11 protein-coding genes are annotated in these 17,275 nt (G+C 61.3%); 7 read left to right on the top strand and 4 right to left on the bottom strand.

The genetic code is table 11. The annotated features are described in order from the left end of the window. Positions 1-6 precede the first annotated feature (6 nt). The 3 genes from VSP_RS36775 to VSP_RS36780 all read left to right on the top strand — a co-directional run bounded on the left by VSP_RS36775 (position 7) and on the right by VSP_RS36780 (position 2,182). Positions 7-453, top strand: a complete 447-nt coding sequence (locus VSP_RS36775) for a tRNA(His) guanylyltransferase Thg1 family protein (RefSeq protein WP_198141211.1) — start codon at positions 7-9, stop codon at positions 451-453. Then, a complete protein-coding gene (locus tag VSP_RS22390; RefSeq protein WP_009960198.1) occupies positions 450-1,703 on the top strand; it encodes an IS4-like element ISVsp5 family transposase in 1,254 nt (417 codons plus the stop codon). Before VSP_RS36775 ends, VSP_RS22390 begins: the two co-directional genes overlap by 4 nt. 98 nt (positions 1,704-1,801) lie before the next feature. Continuing rightward, positions 1,802-2,182 (top strand): tRNAHis guanylyltransferase family protein, encoded by a 381-nt coding sequence (locus VSP_RS36780; protein WP_009963489.1) that lies wholly within the window; start codon positions 1,802-1,804, stop codon positions 2,180-2,182. 174 nt (positions 2,183-2,356) lie between these two features. Here the strand turns inward: VSP_RS36780 and VSP_RS22400 are convergent, their stop codons facing one another. Next, positions 2,357-2,824, bottom strand: coding sequence for a transposase (locus tag VSP_RS22400; protein WP_306301574.1), 468 nt, complete (start codon positions 2,822-2,824; stop codon positions 2,357-2,359). Positions 2,825-2,995: 171 nt separating this feature from the next. Between VSP_RS22400 and VSP_RS36785 the strand changes: the two genes are divergently transcribed. The 4 genes from VSP_RS36785 (at position 2,996) to VSP_RS22420 (ending at position 10,428) form a co-directional block, all read left to right on the top strand. Beyond that, complete coding sequence (locus tag VSP_RS36785; RefSeq protein ID WP_009963493.1) at positions 2,996-3,928, top strand: alpha/beta hydrolase; 933 nt, start codon at positions 2,996-2,998, stop codon at positions 3,926-3,928. Positions 3,929-4,094: 166 nt separating this feature from the next. Beyond that, positions 4,095-6,371, top strand: coding sequence for a redoxin domain-containing protein (locus VSP_RS22410; protein ID WP_009963494.1), 2,277 nt, complete (start codon positions 4,095-4,097; stop codon positions 6,369-6,371). Positions 6,372-6,466: 95 nt separating this feature from the next. Continuing rightward, complete coding sequence (locus VSP_RS22415) at positions 6,467-8,959, top strand: PSD1 and planctomycete cytochrome C domain-containing protein (RefSeq protein WP_009963495.1); 2,493 nt, start codon at positions 6,467-6,469, stop codon at positions 8,957-8,959. Between the two features lie 35 nt (positions 8,960-8,994). Further along, on the top strand, positions 8,995-10,428 hold the full coding sequence (locus VSP_RS22420) for a DUF1501 domain-containing protein (RefSeq protein WP_009963496.1): 1,434 nt from the start codon (positions 8,995-8,997) through the stop codon (positions 10,426-10,428). Between the two features lie 222 nt (positions 10,429-10,650). Here the strand turns inward: VSP_RS22420 and VSP_RS22425 are convergent, their stop codons facing one another. The 3 genes from VSP_RS22425 to VSP_RS36790 form a co-directional block, all read right to left on the bottom strand. Beyond that, positions 10,651-11,307, bottom strand: a complete 657-nt coding sequence (locus VSP_RS22425) for an SGNH/GDSL hydrolase family protein (RefSeq protein WP_009963497.1) — start codon at positions 11,305-11,307, stop codon at positions 10,651-10,653. Between the two features lie 617 nt (positions 11,308-11,924). Further along, the gene (locus tag VSP_RS22430) at positions 11,925-12,830 is read right to left on the bottom strand and encodes a metallophosphoesterase family protein (RefSeq protein WP_044134762.1); all 906 of its coding nucleotides are present in this window, start codon (positions 12,828-12,830) and stop codon (positions 11,925-11,927) included. Positions 12,831-12,856: 26 nt separating this feature from the next. Beyond that, positions 12,857-17,248, bottom strand: a complete 4,392-nt coding sequence (locus VSP_RS36790; protein ID WP_009963499.1) for a hypothetical protein — start codon at positions 17,246-17,248, stop codon at positions 12,857-12,859. Between the last annotated feature and the right edge of the window lie 27 nt (positions 17,249-17,275).

Raw genomic sequence — 17,275 nt, forward strand, 5'->3', positions numbered from 1 at the left:
AACAAAATGAGGGCCCTGGAAGCCCTGGAAGACGCACGGTTCATGCCGGGCGTCTTTGCGGTGGCGCGTGTCGATGGTCGGTCCTTCACCCGGCTGACCAAAGAAATCGCCAACTTCGAAGCCCCCTTCGATCTCCGCTTTAGCGACTACATGGCCGCAACCGCTCTGCACCTCTGCAATTGCGGATTCCAGGCCATCTACGCCTATACCCAGAGCGACGAGATCTCCCTGCTATTCCGCGCTGAAGATGAAACCTTTCAACGCAAACTGCGAAAATGGAACTCCATCCTCGCCTCAGAGGCTGGGGCGGTGTTTTCGCTCCGTTTGGGCATGCCAGCAGCTTTTGACTGCCGGATCATCCCGCTGCCCAATAAAAAGTCTGTTCACAGCCGTCCCACAGCGAAACAAAAAGGTGACTGGCGGCCTACCCCACACAGGGTAGGCCTGAGATGAAATTCAAACCAGCCAAAGTCATTGGAAGCGTTCTGGGGCAGCTTTGCAAGCTCATTCCCGGGCACTTGGTCGCGAACCTCTGCGCTCAACACCACCACGGCAGCCAGCCGCGCACCTTCAGTTCCTGGAGTCACGTGGTCAGCCTGCTCTACGCGCAACTGACACACTCCATCAGTCTCAACGATGTGTGCGACAGCTTGAGGCATCATGCCGGGGCCCTCGCTGCCATCCGCGGAGCGACACCGCCAGCCCGCAACACCCTGTCCCATGCCAATAAGAATCGGGACAGCGACCTGATGGAGACCCTCTTTTGGAAGATGTTGGATCATCTCCAGCATCGGCACCCCGGGTTTGGCCTGCGCTATGAAGGACTGCCCCGGCGGTTTAGACGGGCCATCTACGCCATCGACTCCAGCACCATCGCCCTGGTGGCCAACTGTATGAGTTGGGCCAAGCACCGGCAGCGCAAGGCGGCGGCCAAGCTCCATTTGCGTCTCAACCTGCAAACCTTCCTGCCAGCCTTTGCCATCATCGAAGAAGCCTCTCATCATGATGACTCGCGCTCCCGCGCGCTTTGTGCCAGCCTCAAAGACGGGGAAATTGCCTTGTTTGACAAGGCTTACATCAACTTTGCCCACCTCTGGGAGTTGACCGGGCGGGGCATCTTCTGGGTCACCCGTGCCAAGGACAACATGAGCTACCGGGTGACGCGCAAGCTCCAGGCACGGCCGCAAGGCAAGGTGCTGCGCGATGACCTCATTGTGCTCAAAGGAGCCAGGAGCCTTTCGCAACATCCCGGCCCGCTGCGCCGGGTGGAGATGCTCGTGGAGCTTGACGGCAAGGAAGTGCGCATGGCCTTTATCACCAACCAGACAGAATGGGCCGCCAGCACGGTAGGAGAACTCTACCAGAGCCGCTGGGGCATTGAAGTGTTCTTCAAGCAGATCAAGCAAACGCTCTGCATCTGTGATTTTTTGGGACATAGCAAAAACGCGATCCGCTGGCAGCTCTGGGCGGCCCTGTTGCTCTATGTGCTGCTGCGGTTCCTGGCACAAGTATCGGGCTGGCCGCACAGCTTCACCCGCCTCTTCACGATGATCCGAGGGGTGACTTGGAGCCGGGTGGATCTGCTCAGATTGCTGGCGTTCTATGGGACAGCAGGCGGTCCATGGAAGATGCGAGCCAGCCCGCAAAGCGTGTATCTGCCTGGGCTGGAGCCCCCCGTCTATGGGACAGCAGGCGTCGCATAACGGAGCAGGACCGCCCCGTTTGAGAAATCACTTTCGCAAAAGGCACTTCAAAACATCACCAACTCAAGCCTCTGGCGCTGCTTTTGCAGGGCTATGGGATGACTGTGAAGTCTGTTGTAGAATACTTCTCCTGGCGTCAGGAAGATTCATGGAGGAATGCCCTCAATGCCCACTGCTACTGGCTCCTGCGCCGTCAGGGTGCAAGCATTGCCGCAGCCACTGATCGCCTCCGAGGCGCCTCAGTCCGGACCAAACACGAACTCTTGATGCAAGGCGGCATCAACTTTGGCAGTTTGCCCGGCTGGCAAAAGCGCGGTGTCGGCGTCTATCGCAGGCCAGAGCTCCGGTCTGGGTTCAACCCGATAACTGAACAAACTGTCCAAACGACGCGTCAGGCGTTCCATGTTGATCGGGAACTGCCCGGCAAGGCGGAATACGAGGCGTTTATGATGGCGCGGTTGCAGGAAACGAGTGCTTAGGGCGCCTAGCGGTTCGTTTTTCTCGCCCCCTTACCGGACTACTGACACTCCCCCCCCAACACGTCTCCCCTCTGCCTCCGTCCCGGAGGGACGTCGGACTGTAGCCGGTGGTGACAACCACCGGACCATCTCCTACCCTACCGCCCGCGTCCCGGAGGGACGCCGGATCGGCCGCTACCACAAGTAGCGCTCATCGTACGATACCATACCCGCTTGGAGCATCTCAATGTACTCTTCTTGAAACGACTTTACCCGGTGATGCTTGTCCTGATTCTGGATGTACCGCGCCACTCGTTCCAGATGAGACGGACTGACGGAGAACGCTCCATATCCCTCCTGCCAGGCAAATCCCGCCAGACGCAGTTCCTCGTGTATCCATCGTGAAGACACGCTCTTCATTCGTTGCACAACGTCGGCGAGACATTGTGTGGCCCGTAGGCCAATTAGTGCGTGGAGATGATCCCCCATTCCGCCAATCATATGAGGAAAAACGTTCTCTGCCGTGAGTACTCCCCCGATGTACTCATGGACACGAGGCCGAGGCGTTGGGGCAAGCCACGGTTCACGATTTTTGGTGCTGAAGACGACGTGAACATGGAAAGCCAGATGCGTTGACGGCATCCCATACATTTGGTGCATCATCTTCCCGTGTGCAATCCGATCCAGCGTCCCTCCGGGACGCAATGCGTGTGAGAACGACAGACCGGTGGTTGTCACCACCGGCTACTGTCCGACGTTCCTCCGGAACGAGCATCCGCCTCCCGCCCCCACCCCGTTGCAACACCCAGCCCCTCCACATCGTTACACCGTCGTATGCGTTTTCTCCCGCCCGCCTTCAACATCCTCGCCCTCTCCGGCCTGCTGACCTCCTTTGCACTTTCCGCCGACACTCCCCCCGCCACCTCCCCCATCCCCGCCCCAGCTACCTCACCCGCCCCTGCCAAACCCAAATCCAAGGACTACGTCGACACCCTTGGCGAAGGGCTGCAGCCCACCCGCTCCATCACGTACAAGACCATCGGAGATCGCCAGCTTCAGCTTCACATCTTTGAACCCGCTAGCTTCAAGACCACCGACAAGCGCACCTGCTACATCACCATTCACGGCGGTGGATGGGTCGGCATGACCCCCGCACGTATGTTCCCCTTTGCAGACCATTTCGCAAAGCTCGGCATGGTGGGCATCAGCGTTCAGTACCGCCTCTACAACGCCAAAACCCAGACGACGGTCTTTGATTGCGTCAAAGATGCCCGCACGGCCGTGCGCTACGTCCGCGCGCACGCTGCGGACCTCGGCATCGATCCCACCAAGATCATTGTCAGCGGAGGTTCTGCGGGCGGGCATCTCGCTGCCGCCACCGCCTTCTTTGACGGCGTCAACGAAACCGGTGAAGACACATCGGTCTCCTGCAAGCCCAACGCACTGATCCTGCTCTTCCCCGTGATCGACACCTCTACCGAAGGCTATGGCAATGCCAAGGTCGGGAAGGACTGGCAGACCATCTCCCCCGCCCACCAAGTCACTCCCGGAGCACCACCCACCCTGGTCTTCCACGGCACTGGCGATACCGTGACTCCTTTCAAAGGAGCCAAAGCTTTCCACGAAGCCATGCTCAAGGCTGGCAATCGCTGCGAACTCGACATCAATGAGGGCGGTGCCCACGGCTACCTGATGCGCACCCAGCCGCTCTATGACGACACCCAGACCAAGACGGAAGTTTTCCTCCGCTCACTCGGTCTGCTTTGAGGGGCGGATCCTCGACATCGCATCGAAATCCAAACCTCTGGGATTTTGAATCTGTCGTAACCAGCCCTGCCGTGTGATCGTCTCATGCAGGACGAGGGGGGAATGGCGGACCAGCCTGGCCGCCACTCCCCGCTTCGAACACCACCTTCTCCCGCTTTGCCCTGCCATGAAGTTCCCCACCCCCAAGGTTCCCGTCCTTCTCCTCACCGCCGTAGCGGCTCTGCCCTGGACCAGCCTCCGCGCCGACGAAATCGAGGACAAGTTTCGCCAGTTCGACCGCGATTCTGACGGAAAGATCTCCGGAGACGAGTTCAACGGCGAGGCCTACCTCCCCAAGCTGGATCTGAACAAAGACGGCACCCTCACCCTTGAGGAATCCCGTGCGGCCCTCGCCCTCTGGCAGTTGTCCAAGAAAAAGAAAGCGCAGGATGAAACTCCCGGGCAAACCTCTCCTGCGGAAGCGGCCGCAGGTCCCCGATTGGAGAAGCTCTTCAAGCGCCTGGATCGCAACGGCGACGGACAACTGGACTCCCAAGAGCTGCCCCAGGCAGAATGGCGCAGCCGGTTGGACGCCAATGGCGACGGCGTGGTCTCCAAGGACGAAGCCCGCCTGAAGGTTGGGCTCATTTTCCAGAACGGCCTGGATCCCGGCGGCACGCCACCTCCACCTCCTGTGGAGCTCGACAAAACGCTCACAGAAGGCCCTCTGGTCCTCAAGGCCAGCGATCACCTCGTGGGACACCTCATCCCAGATCTCACGCTCACTCTTGCCGATGGTAGCACCCAGCGACTCAGCGACTACAAGACGTCCAAAGGCATCGTGTTGGCATGGTTCAGCGCCTCCTGCCCCCTGAGCGGCAAACTCGGTCCGGAGCTCGCCCGTTTGCAGAAGGATTGTGCCAAAGACAACGTCGCCTTCTTGCTGGTGAACGCCATCCCCACGGACACCCCGGAAGACATCAAAGCCTTTGCCACGAAGTTCGGCATCACCGCACCATTGGTGCATGACAAATCACTGGCCCTTTCCCGCACCCTGAGAGCTACAGTGACCACAGAGGTGTTCCTTCTGGACGCCGCCCGCACTCTCACGTATCGCGGTGCCATCAACGATCAGTACGGCTTGGGCTATCAACTGGAGTCTCCCCGCAAGCAGTTCCTGCGCGATGCCCTCGCCTCCCAGCTTCGCGGTGAGTCGCCCTCCATCGCCGCCACCAGTGCCCCAGGATGCGCCCTGGATCTTGACGCGGCCAAACCCGCCGCCGTGGCGGACACCCCTCCCGGCCAGACCTCATACCATCGTGATATTTCCCGTATCCTCCAGGCCAACTGCGTGGAATGCCATCGCAAGGATGGCCTGGCCCCCTTCAGCCTCGAGACCTATGCCGACGTCATTGAAAATGCCGGCATGATCAAGAAGCAGGTGACCCGCGGTGCCATGCCGCCATGGTTCGCAGCGCCCACCCCTTCCACCCACGACACGCCCTGGGCCAACGACCGTTCCTTGAACGGGCACGACAAGTCCACACTCCTCACGTGGCTGGAGTCCGGCCGTCCTCAAGGCGATATCGCAGACGCTCCCCTGCCCCGGAAGTTCCACAGCGGCTGGTCCATCGGCGAGCCCGACGCGATCTTCCAGCTCAGTCAACCCATCAACATCAAGGCGGAGGGCACCATGCCCTATCAGAATGTCACTGTGCCGACCAACTTCCCAGAAGACCGCTGGGTTCAGTCTTACGAGATCGTTCCCACCGACCGCGGTGTCGTGCACCACGTGATCGTGAAGGTCGTGGAGAAGGGCAAGTCAGGTACCAAGGATGAAGAACGCGCCGAGCGTGAGGGCTACTACGCCGCCTACGTCCCAGGCAACAGCTCCCGCATTCTGCCAGAAGGCTTTGCCAAAAAACTCCCGGCTGGAGCCACCCTGCATTTCCAGATCCACTACACCCCCAATGGCAAAGCCACCCAGGACCAGTTGAAAATTGGCTTCAAGTTTGCCCCCCAGCCGCCTCAATATGTGGTGCATGTGAACGCCGTGGCCCAGCCCCGGCTCAACATTCCGGCAGGCGAGGCCAATCACGTGGAAACCGCCCAGCAGAAGCTCCCCTGGGACATGATGATGACTGCCTTCATGGCGCACATGCATGTGCGGGGCAAGGCGTTCAAATACGAGGTCACCTACCCCGATGGCAAACAGGAGGTGTTGCTCGACATTCCCCGCTACGACTTCAACTGGCAGCTCGCTTACAATCTGGCCCAGCCCAAGCTCATCCCGCGGGGCAGTACCGTGAAGATCACTGCGGTGTTCGACAACAGCACCGGCAACCCCGCCAATCCCGACCCTACCAAGAACGTGCGCTGGGGTCAGCAGACTTTCGACGAGATGATGATTGGCTATGTGGAGCATTATGTGCCCTACGTGGCGCCCAAGGTGGCCGGTCGTTGAGCCCCACAGAGCTGCATCACCAGAAATTGTCCTTTCTCTGTGCAACTCCCGGAGCAATCCGCGGTTGTAGAGGATAACCACTGCCTGCCTGTGCCATGAAGCCCGTGCCCGTCTCCCTTCCCGCCCTCGCTGCCCTGGCTCTCGCACCCGCCCTCACCGGAGCGGATGCAGGGCTCTCGGACGAGCAGACCCGCTTCTTCGAGCGCAAGATTCGCCCCGTGCTGGTGGAGAAGTGCTACGACTGCCACTCCGCCTCTGCCAAAAAGGTGAAGGGCGGTCTCGTCCTCGACACCAAGGACGGCACCCTGAACGGAGGTGACAACGGCCCCGCCGTGGTTCCCGGAAATATTGATGACAGCCTCCTCATCGCGGCCATCCGCTATGGCAACAAGGACATGGAAATGCCTCCCAAGGGCAAGCTTCCCGACAGTGTCATCGCCGACTTCGAAACCTGGGTGAAGATGGGCGCTCCCGATCCCCGCACCGGCCCCACCGTGGCAGATGCAAATACCGCGTCCGCCCAGTGGCAGAAGAAAGAGATCGACGTCGCCGCAGGCCGGTCCTTCTGGGCATTCCAACCGCCCAAATCGTCCCCGACGCCAACCGTCAAAAACACAAGCTGGCCCAAGTGCGATATCGACCGCTTCATCCTCGCCCGTATGGAAGAAAAAGGGCTTCAACCCGTCGCCGATGCGGGCAGGCTGGAGTTGCTGCGGCGTGTGACTTTTGATCTTACCGGCCTGCCCCCCACGCCCGACCTCATCCAGGTGTACATGAAGGACACGTCACCCGATGCCTTCGCCAGGGTCGTGGACAACCTCCTCGCCTCCGAACGCTTTGGCGAATACTGGGGCCGCCACTGGCTGGATGTCGCCCGCTACGGAGAGTCAGCCGGGCGCGATGCCAACGTGCTCTACCCCTTCGCCTGGAGGTACCGCGATTGGGTCATTGATGCCCTCAACCGAGACCTGCCCTACAACGAGTTTGTGAAACAACAGGTGGCCGGGGATCTTCTGCCCTACAAGGATGCCGCCGATCAGAGCCGCAAGATCGTCGCCACCGGCTTCCTGGCCATCGGGTCCAAGCCTCAAAACGAGCGCAACCCGCGGCAGTTTGCCCTCGAACTCGCGGACGAGCAGATCGACACCCTCTCCCAGTCGGTCCTGGGCATCACCATCGCCTGCGCCCGCTGCCACGATCACAAGTTTGATCCCATCCCGCAGAAGGACTACTACGCCCTGGCGGGCATCTTCCTCAGCAGCGAGACGCTCTATGGAACCAATCGCGGGCTGCAGAACCAGAATGCCTCCGACCTCATTGACCTCGGTCATGAGTCGGGCATGCCAGCGGGATTCGAGGGCATCTCTCCCGCCCAGCGCGCTCAACTGGCCAACCGACTGGAGGAGGCCAAAGGCAGCCAGGCAGAATCGTTCCGCACCGCCCAGGCCGCGCGGCGTGCCGGGAAAGAAGCAGACAACCTCCGCCTCCTTGCTCTTCGTCAGCAGATCGGCACGATCTCTGGGGAGCTCAACCGTTACGATGAAAGCGGGAATGCCCGTATCCTTGCCATGGGGGTGTATGACCGGTCCCGCCCCGTGGACAGCCCCGTCTTCAACCGTGGCGAGGCCACCCAGCCTGGCGCGGTGGTGCCCCGTGGTTTCGTCCAAGTGTTGTTTCAGGAAACCCCTCCGCCCGTCAGGCATGGCAGCGGCCGTCTGGAACTGGCTGAGTGGCTGGCATCTCGCGACAATCCCCAGACCGCCCGGGTGATGGTAAACCGCATGTGGCGCTGGCTGTTTGGCCGGGGCATTGTCCCCACGGTGGACAACTTCGGCGCGATGGGGGAAAAGCCCTCTCATCCGGAACTGCTGGATCACCTGGCCCTGCGATTCATGGACCATGGGTGGTCCATTAAAAAGATGGTGCGCGAGATTGTCCTCAGTCGCACCTATCAGCTCGCCACCCTGCATGCCCCGCAGAACTTTGCTGCCGATCCTGAGAACACCCTCTGCTGGCGCATGACCAGCCGCACCGTGGACGCAGAGTCCCTCCGGGATGCCATGCTCCTGGTGAGCGGCAAGCTGGATCTCTATCCCCAGGAAGGCTCCGTGGTGGCACGGGCCAACGAAGGGCGCGAGGGGCTCATCCGCCTCTTCACCACCCTGCAGGAGCCTCGTTATGACCGCTCCGTTTACCTTCCGGTCGTCCGGGATTTGGTTCCTGAGGCGCTGTCCCTCTTCGACTTCGCCAACCCCAGCCTCGTCACGGGCGATCGGGAATCCACCAACGTGCCTGCCCAGAGCCTCTATCTTCTCAACAACAAGCAGGTGCAGGAGCTCAGCGACGCCTTTGCCCGCCGCGTCTATGCATCGGCCAAGGATCAGCCCGGCCGCATTCAGTTCGCGTTCTGGACGGCCCTGGGTCGCGCACCCACCGCGGAGGAGGTTCGTGCCGCCTACACCTTCTTCAGCGAGTACACCCAGGACGCCGCCAAGGCCAAGTCAAAGGGTGCAGACCTCACCCCTTACGCCTGGAGCGCCTTCTGCCAGTCTTTGATGGCGTCTGCCGAGTTCCGCCATCTGGATTGATTGCCTGCCTCTTACCCCTTCACCCGCCCGCCGCCATGAACATGTCCAGTGACCTGCTCCTTTTTAGCCGCCGCCGCATCCTCCAGGGCACTTCCAGCGGGTTCGGCTACCTGGCCTTTAGCGCTCTCTCGACATGGGCTGCGGAACAGTCCGCCTCAGGTGGGGCCTCCCCGCTCGCGGCCAAGGCTCCGCACTTCGCCCCCAGAGCCAAACGGGTCATCTTCCTCTGCATGTCCGGTGGCCCGTCGCATGTCGACACCTTTGACTACAAGCCCAAGCTGGTGGCCGACGATGGCAAGGAGTCAGGGAGAGGTCGCGGGGGCCCCGCCACCCTGCTCGCACCGCGGTTCCAGTTCAAGCAGCATGGTCGCAGCGGGCTGTGGATATCCGAGTTGTTTCCTAATGTGGCGAGTCATGCTGACGACCTTACACTGGTGCGCTCCATGCACACGGATCTGCCCAACCATCCCCAGGCCTTCAGCCAGATGCACACGGGCACGTCCCAGTTCGTCCGGCCATCCCTTGGCTCGTGGGCGCTCTACGGCCTTGGGACGCTCAATGAGAACCTTCCCGGCTTCATCACCATCAATCCCCCAGCCCAGAACGGCGGTGCCAAGAACTACGGCAGCGCCTTTCTTCCCGCCATCTACCAGGGCACGAAGATCGGCGCAGCCGGTTTTCCCGGTGCCGGAGCAGGCCCAGGACGCCGCAACGCGGGCGGGCAGGAGACCATGAGCAACATCTCGAACCCGCGCTATCCTGCGGAAGTCGAGCGCACCCAGCTCGACTTTATGCAGACGCTCAACCGTGCCAAGCTCCAGCGGGAGGGCTACGATCCCCAGATCGAAGGGGTCATCCAGAGCAACGAACTCGCGTTTCGCATGCAGAACGTCGTGCCGCAGGTCATGGACCTGGCCGGGGAAACCGAGGCCACCAAAAAACTCTACGGCCTGGACAACAGCGCCACGGAGACCTTCGGCCGCCAGTGCCTCATGGCCCGCCGCTTTGCGGAGGCCGGCGTTCGCTTCATCGAAGTCTCCTTCGGCAACTGGGACCAGCACCGCAACCTCACCGCCGACCTGGAGCGCAACTGTAGCGCTATCGACCAGCCCATCGCGGGCCTGCTCACCGATCTAAAGCAACGCGGCCTGCTCAAAGACACCCTTGTGATGTGGGGGGGCGAATTCGGCCGCACCCCGCATGGCCAGTCAGGCGACGGCCGGGATCACAACAACAAAGGCTTCACCCTCTGGATGGCCGGCGGCGGCGTCAAAGGCGGCTTCACCTACGGCAGCACCGACGACTACGGCTATGAGGCTGTGGAGAACAAGGTCCACATCCACGACTGGCACGCCACCATCCTCGCCCTCCTGGGGCTTGATCACGAAAAGCTAACTTACCGCTACGCCGGCCGCGACTTCCGCCTCACCGATGTGCATGGCAACGTGGTAAAGGAAATAATTACATAGGTGCGCGTTCGAATTGACCACAGAGGCACAGAGAACACAGAGGAATGACTTTTTAGACAGAATTAACGGAATTAACAAAATTAAGCTTCAAACTTCAGACCATGGTACTCTTGCACGTTGGTCAGAAGCTGAACCCAATTCTGTTAATTCTGTTAATTCTGTCTAAACCTCAGTTTCATTCCTCTGTGTTCTCGGTGCCTCTGTGTTTTAACAGTCATTTCCTCAATCCCCCAGCAAACTCCTCACCTTCTGCGCCACGGCCTTGCCGAGCTTCTCATGCTCACCCGCCTCCAGGTGCAGGGCATCCACCGTGCTGGGGGTGACGATGGTCTGGGTATTGAGATAGGCACAGCCATGCTGCTGGGCCACGGCGGCGTAGTGCTGAGGGAAGCGTCCTGCCTTGGCGGCCACGCCAGTGAACTTCTCATCAAGATCCGGCAGGTGGCTCATGTCACCTACGGGAGGTGGGCAGAGCAGTAGCACCGACGGTGCCGCAGCCTCCACGCCAGCCTCACTCTGCCGGATCATTTTCACGAGCTGTCCGGCTCCGGCAGCGATCTCAACCGCGGGCAGGTTGAACATCATCTTCAGGTCATTGGAGCCCAGCATGAGCACCACCAGATCGATCGGCTTGTGTGACTCCAGACACGCAGGCAGATACTTCCGCCCGTTGCGGTTTCCCATGATGGGATCGTCATGCACGGTCGTGCGCCCGTTCTGCCCCTCCTCCACCACCCGGTAGCCAGCTCCCAACTCACGGGCCAGCACACCCGTCCAGCGCACATCGTGAGCATGCCTGCGAGGAAAAGTCGAGGCAGCAGTGGCTACGGGGTCATAGCCCCACGTGTTGGAATCGCCGTAGCAGAGGATGGTTTTCATTCGAGTCCCTCTGGATTGGACGGAAGCCGGACGAATGCAAGAAAAGTTTGGCGACCGTCCCACTCTTGGCATCCCATCGGGGTTCAATGCGGCTCTGTCATATCATTGGTCCGGCCCGGACCTCACCCGTGGGCTGCCTCATATGAGCCAATGCCACCGAGGAAACGGATACAAGTGCCACCTCAGGAGGGCCGAAGGCTCGGCGTGATACCCAGGCTTGGGCAACGCCCAAGGAATAGATGACCAAACAACCCTTGAGGGCTGAAAGCCCGGCCTCATCAAACCTGCCCACGACAAGCATCCCTGAATGATGCCAGGCCTACAGCCCTCTACATCTGAAACTACCACCAACCTTGGGCCTTGCCCAAGGCGTCTGGCATCACTCCGGGCTTTCAGCCCTCAACTCGTTCGCCAAAGGTAGATCATCGACCTCGCCAGCTTTTCCCTGTTGGCATGGCCATAAAAGCGATCGAGGCCCCGAGGTATTGATGCCGGAGGCATCACAGCGCTTAGCCGGAGGTCGAGGGAGCGTAGCGACCGAACACCTCCGGTGCCCTGAGCAAAGGGATCCCATCCCAGAGGGATGGCAGCAAGCCCCTCCACTCCGCCCAAGCTCCTCACCCCGCCTTGCCCGCCCACTTCTGGTCCACCTGCTGTCTGAACCCCTGCAACCTCAGCGACCGGTCCGGCATCACTTCGAGCACCGCATACCCATTGTTGTCCGCACCCGAGCCTTCGATCAACGCCACGAGGGTGCAGTAGTGGATGCCCTGTATCTCCTGGTAGTCGTTCTTGTGGGAGTGTCCCTGAAACACGGCCAGCACCTTCCCACTGTCCTCCAGCACCTTTCGTACCGCGGTTGCATTCAGCACGCTGTGCGGTGCCGCCTCATCCAGCCGCTGATGGGCAAAGACCACCACCGGGCCCGCCGTCGCGGCGAGATCCTTCCGCAACCACTCCAGCTCCGCCTCTGGCACATTGGCATCCTTCCAGTCAGCGTTGTTCCGCCCGTACGGTGCGCCATCCGACCGGTAGCAGGCGTCCAGCACCACAAAGTGCACGCCATTCTGATCGAATGAATAGTGCGGTTTCTTGGACGCTCCTGAATGCTGGGCAAACTCCTCCTTCGTCAGCGTCGCCACGCAGTGGTTTCCCAGCACGTAGTGACGGGGACAGGTCAGACCTGCATAGATCATGTCGATCTCCTCCAACCAGGCGATCTCCTGCTCCACCGTGGGTGCCTGATCAATCAGATCTCCCAGCTCAATCACAAATGCCGGTTTGATTTCATTGAACTTGGCCACCGCTTCCTTCAGCTTCCCAGGTGTTTCCCGGTAGTACCGGGTCTTGGTGGGCTCTTTGTCGCCGTAGTGAAGGTCCGTGAGCAGACCGATCCGCAAGAGGGGTGAGGCAGTCTCGTCTGTCGCCAGCATGGGCGATGCGATGCCAGCCGCGAGGCAGAGAGAGCCACGCCACATGACGGCACGGCGGTTCATCAAAGATGCGTCAGGAATGGTCTTCATGTCTGGCGTCTGGCGTCTGGTGTCTTCTAGTCTTTTGTCTGAGGCGAAGCCATCACCACCTTCCATTTCCCCCAGAGCGCAGGCGCCAGCTCCGCCTCGCTGGGCACATCCGCCGTGATGCCGGTGGCCTTGTTGTTCCAATAGACGCGCTGCAACGTCTGGAAGCCATTGCCCCGGAGGATGCCGATATCCCCTTTCACCTCCGAGCCTGCGACGGGATTCCAGCCCAAGGCCGAGAGCGGGATGGAAATCTCGTAGAAAGCACTCTTCACCTTGCCCTTCTCATCCTTCTCCACACTGCTGGCCAGCTCCACCTCCGTGCTGACGTCATGCACCGCATCCAGCGTGATGGTGCGCCAGGGTGAGGAGAAAGGCACCGGAGTCTTGGTTCCAGGAACCACTGCGCGATACACCAGAGCCAACGTCTTGCCGTTCACCTGGGTGACCAGCAACCGCTGATCCCCCGCCACTGGGCGAGGGCGCTTGGGGTCAGCCTTCTCATCGGTGCCAATCATGACATCCAGGCAGCCTCCCGTCTTGAAGGGGGCATTGGGCGTCTCGCCTGAGTTCTTCAGCAGTTCCGGATCCTGCGTCCGATAGGCGGCATAGAGCCGGTCACCCGCGATGGCCACGCTGCCTGTGATGTCATACGGCTTGCTGTCGCTGTTGAAGTTGGCGGCCGTGCCCCTCCGGTCAATCACCGCCCACGCAGCCTTTTCCCACTCCCCGATCTTGCCATCCACCACAGGAGTTTGGGACAGCATCGGCACCTCCATGGTGCCAGAACCACGAGCCTGCTGGCGCGCCACCTCCGCCTGCACCCGCCAGGCCGCTGCGGCCTTCAGTTCTTTTTCGGTCACTCTCAACTCCGTCGCCGGCAGGCGTTTCAGGCTTTCCAGCCCGTCCACCCGCACCAGACTGGTGCGTGAGCCATCACAGAGATACACCTTCCCATCGGAAGCTTGGGCCAGCGTGGGGAAGAAGTTCTCATCATGCAGGGTCAGTTCATTGAGCAACGCCCCACGCTCCGCCCGTGGCATCGTCCAGGGCTTGCCCAGACGGGAGTCCTGGAACAACTGCGCCACAAACAACCCGTCCGCCGTAAAGAGATACACATCCCCCATGTTGCCATTGATGCCCCAGAGCGGGCCCACATCCCTCCCGGCAGGTTCGATGAACCCACCCAGCAGGCGGGTGCTTCCGATCACCTGGCCCGGCTGGTCCGGCAAGGCCGCCTCGTGAGAGGCATGAAGCCCCGGCCAGACACTCGGGTAGCTCCACATGGGCACGCCATCCTTCACTCCGCCGAAGCCTTCCTTTGCGTACGGCAGCGGTGCCACCGTCAAGACACTCCAGCCATCTTTCGACACCAGGACCTGATCCCCACCGGAGGATGCCGGGTTCTGCACACCTGTCGCAAGCACCTTGCCCGCCGTGAGTTCATAGACCGGCACCCCTGGCTTGGTAAAGCGCATCACGGGATATTGCACCGCCTTGTCATCCACCCGGGAGGCCGTGATGGAAAGGTCGCTCATCAGTGTATAGCCGCCGCCCGCAGCCTTCTGCATCTGCACCTCGACCTCCTGCACCCGCCCGTCTTCATTGAGATCACTCCAGGCAAAGAGCACCTGATTCTTGGTCTTCTCAGAGGCCAGATCCACGCCCTGAGGCCAGCGCGAGCGGAACCGATCTTCCTTCAACAACGGCCACAAATCCGCCCGTCCCAAGGAGGCCGCGGGCGTCGCCACAGCATCTTTCAGAAGCCACACCGTCACAAAGCCATGCCCGCCCGTGGGATTGCTGTTGTAGCTGTTCGTCATGTACTGACGCCCCTCCACGTGCACCGTTCCTTCCGGCGCTCCGGAGCGGAACTGGTTGCTCAATTCATCCCCACCCGGCCGGTAGATCACCGCGACCGGCACACTCGTGCCCTTCTCCCAGTCCAGTTTGAACTCCAGTCCGTCATAGTAGAAGCGGGTCTTGTCCACAGGGTCCAGCGTCCCCCCTCCGCCGTAGCGCCCTGGGCCGTAGAAGGTCTTTTCCAGCTTCCCATCTGGAGCCCACACGCTCACCCTCTTGGGCTGAAAGTCATGCTCCGCCACCCAGATGTTCCCCTTCTCATCCACCGCCATGCCCAGCGGTTGATTCATGTGCAGGGGATCGTACTTGCCAGCGGCCGGCTTACCCGCCCGGCCGATGGCCCGCACCAGCATCCCCTCCGGGCTGAAGACCTTCACCTGATGCGAGGCACCATGGTCACTCACCAGGATGTTTCCTGAACCATCCAGCGCAATCCCCTGCCCGTCTTCCAGCCCGACGGTGATCAGTGCCTCAGGGGCCACTCCTTGGGCCACGAGCCGTACGTCTCCGCCATAGCGGAACACTGTTTTCTCCGTTACCGCCAAGAGTTGCCCTTTCGAGTCAAAGGCCACGCCCCGGGCACCCGGCAGCAACACCTCACCAATCACCTCGCCCGCCGCAGCATCGACAAAGATCAGTTTGCCCAGCTTCGGCATGCTGGCCACCACCACCCCATCATGCGCGGCGATCCCCGCCAACTGGCTGAGCCAGTGATGATCTCCATGTGAGCCATCTTCCACGTAGGGTGATGGATTGAACGGCATCTTCAGGATCGCCTTGTCCCCCTTTGCGGTGAGTCCGGTGATGCGCAGTTCGCCATCCTTCATGTTGCGATTGTCGCTGGAGGCCGTCCAGGTGGCCGCCACATAGGCATAGACATCTGGCAGAGCCTTGGCCCCGCGGTCGGCGGCCAGATGAGGGGCGGCCGTCCAGTTGCCCCCAATCCATCCCCGGCCACCCTGTTTGACGCCGTCGAGGTCCACCCAGGCCAGACCCGCCCCCCCCTCGCTCACCGCGCTGCCCAGATACACCATCGGCTTTCCCGTGGGGGACCTATCCGCGCCCACAAAGAGGGCTGCCTGCGGTGGCGAGTGGTTGGTGAGCCATCCCCCCGTGGTATCTGCCGTGGACCAGGCGGGATTCCCCGCGTTGTAGATGGAGAACTCATAGCGCAGTTCGAGTGGCTTCCGCACCAGCCCCCGGACCCGGTAGGTTCCCGGTGCGACGGGCTTCCCGGGGATGTTATAGAGCCCATGTTCCGCCGCATCCCGATCCCTGCCCAGATCATCCGTCCCATCCCACCACGCGGTGTTCTCACCAGCGGGGTATGGGGACTCCGCCACCAGGTTGCGCACGCGTTTGCCTGCCTGATCCTCAATCACCAAGGTCACCACGCCCGGCTCCTTCAGGTGGAACTTGACCGGGATGGGAGGAAACAACTCCTGCTTCACGGATTCCAGCACCGCGCTCTTCAAACCCGCCGTTCCCAGCGGGGTGAGCGCCATCACCTCTGCCAGCCATACCCGCCTCCCCTCCTTGGGCCGGGACTTCATGTGGGGATGCCCCTCCTGCGGGGAGGACGTGAGCCTCAGCCGCACCGCCCGGGTGGAGATGGGCTGGTCAAACATCAACCCACGGGGACTGAAGGGCAGCGGGTACCCACTGGACAGCCCTGCATAGGTCTTTACCGGTTTCCATTGCGAAGCCTCGGCCTCCCTCGGGTGCACACTGGCGTCTCCCGCATACTGCTCCACTTCCGCCGTGCCAAAGCCCGTCCCCAAAGTCTCCAATCCCACAAGCTTCACCGCCTGCGGCCAGATCAACATGACCCACTCAAACCGCTCCGAAGTTACTACCTGTGTTGCCCCCTCCGTGCCGTTGTCCCAGGTCTTCCATTGCTCATCCTGGGAGTTAGTAAGTTTTCCCGCTGCCTCTTCCTGGCTGCTGACAGCCACTTGGGCTTGAGGAGCCACATTGGCGTATCGCTCCTGCAGGATGATGGCACCCCCAAGCCACCCCGCATATTTGGGGTCAGAAGCCTGGGCTTCATGAGTGAAGCGCAGGACGCTCGTCTTTGTCCCTGGCGGCAGCACCCACGTGGCGAGTTCGTCTTTGGCCACCTCTTCACTTCCGGGCTTGGCAGCGGACAGACGCTCCGCGGAAATCCACTCCCCCTCCTCTGCCGGTCTCCCTGGCACCGCCACGCCCTCTTTCAGCACACTCAATCTTCCGCCGCCTCGCACAATCACCGTCCCTACCGCAGTTGGCACCTTCAGTTGCACCAGCAGATGCCTTGCGCCAGGCGTGGACGAATCACCAAAGGTCACCCCGCGGAAGTCCGGCTGCGAGTTCTGCGTCCAGAGGACCGATTTTGCCCCGGCGGGCAGCGGAATCAAAGTCGCCCCTTCCCCGGCCTCTAGACTCAACAATGACTCCGCAGCGAGGTCTTCGCTCCGGACGTGGGTCTGACTGGTGCCCTCAGCGGAAACCGCGTGGACAAATACCAGCGAGCCAACAAGCCCCAGGCTCGCGGAGAAAAGGGAAAGAGGAAGCTTCATGCGGGAGGAAACGGATACGCGAGTCCT

It is taken from the genome of Verrucomicrobium spinosum DSM 4136 = JCM 18804, assembly GCF_000172155.1.
Taxonomy (GTDB): domain Bacteria; phylum Verrucomicrobiota; class Verrucomicrobiia; order Verrucomicrobiales; family Verrucomicrobiaceae; genus Verrucomicrobium; species Verrucomicrobium spinosum.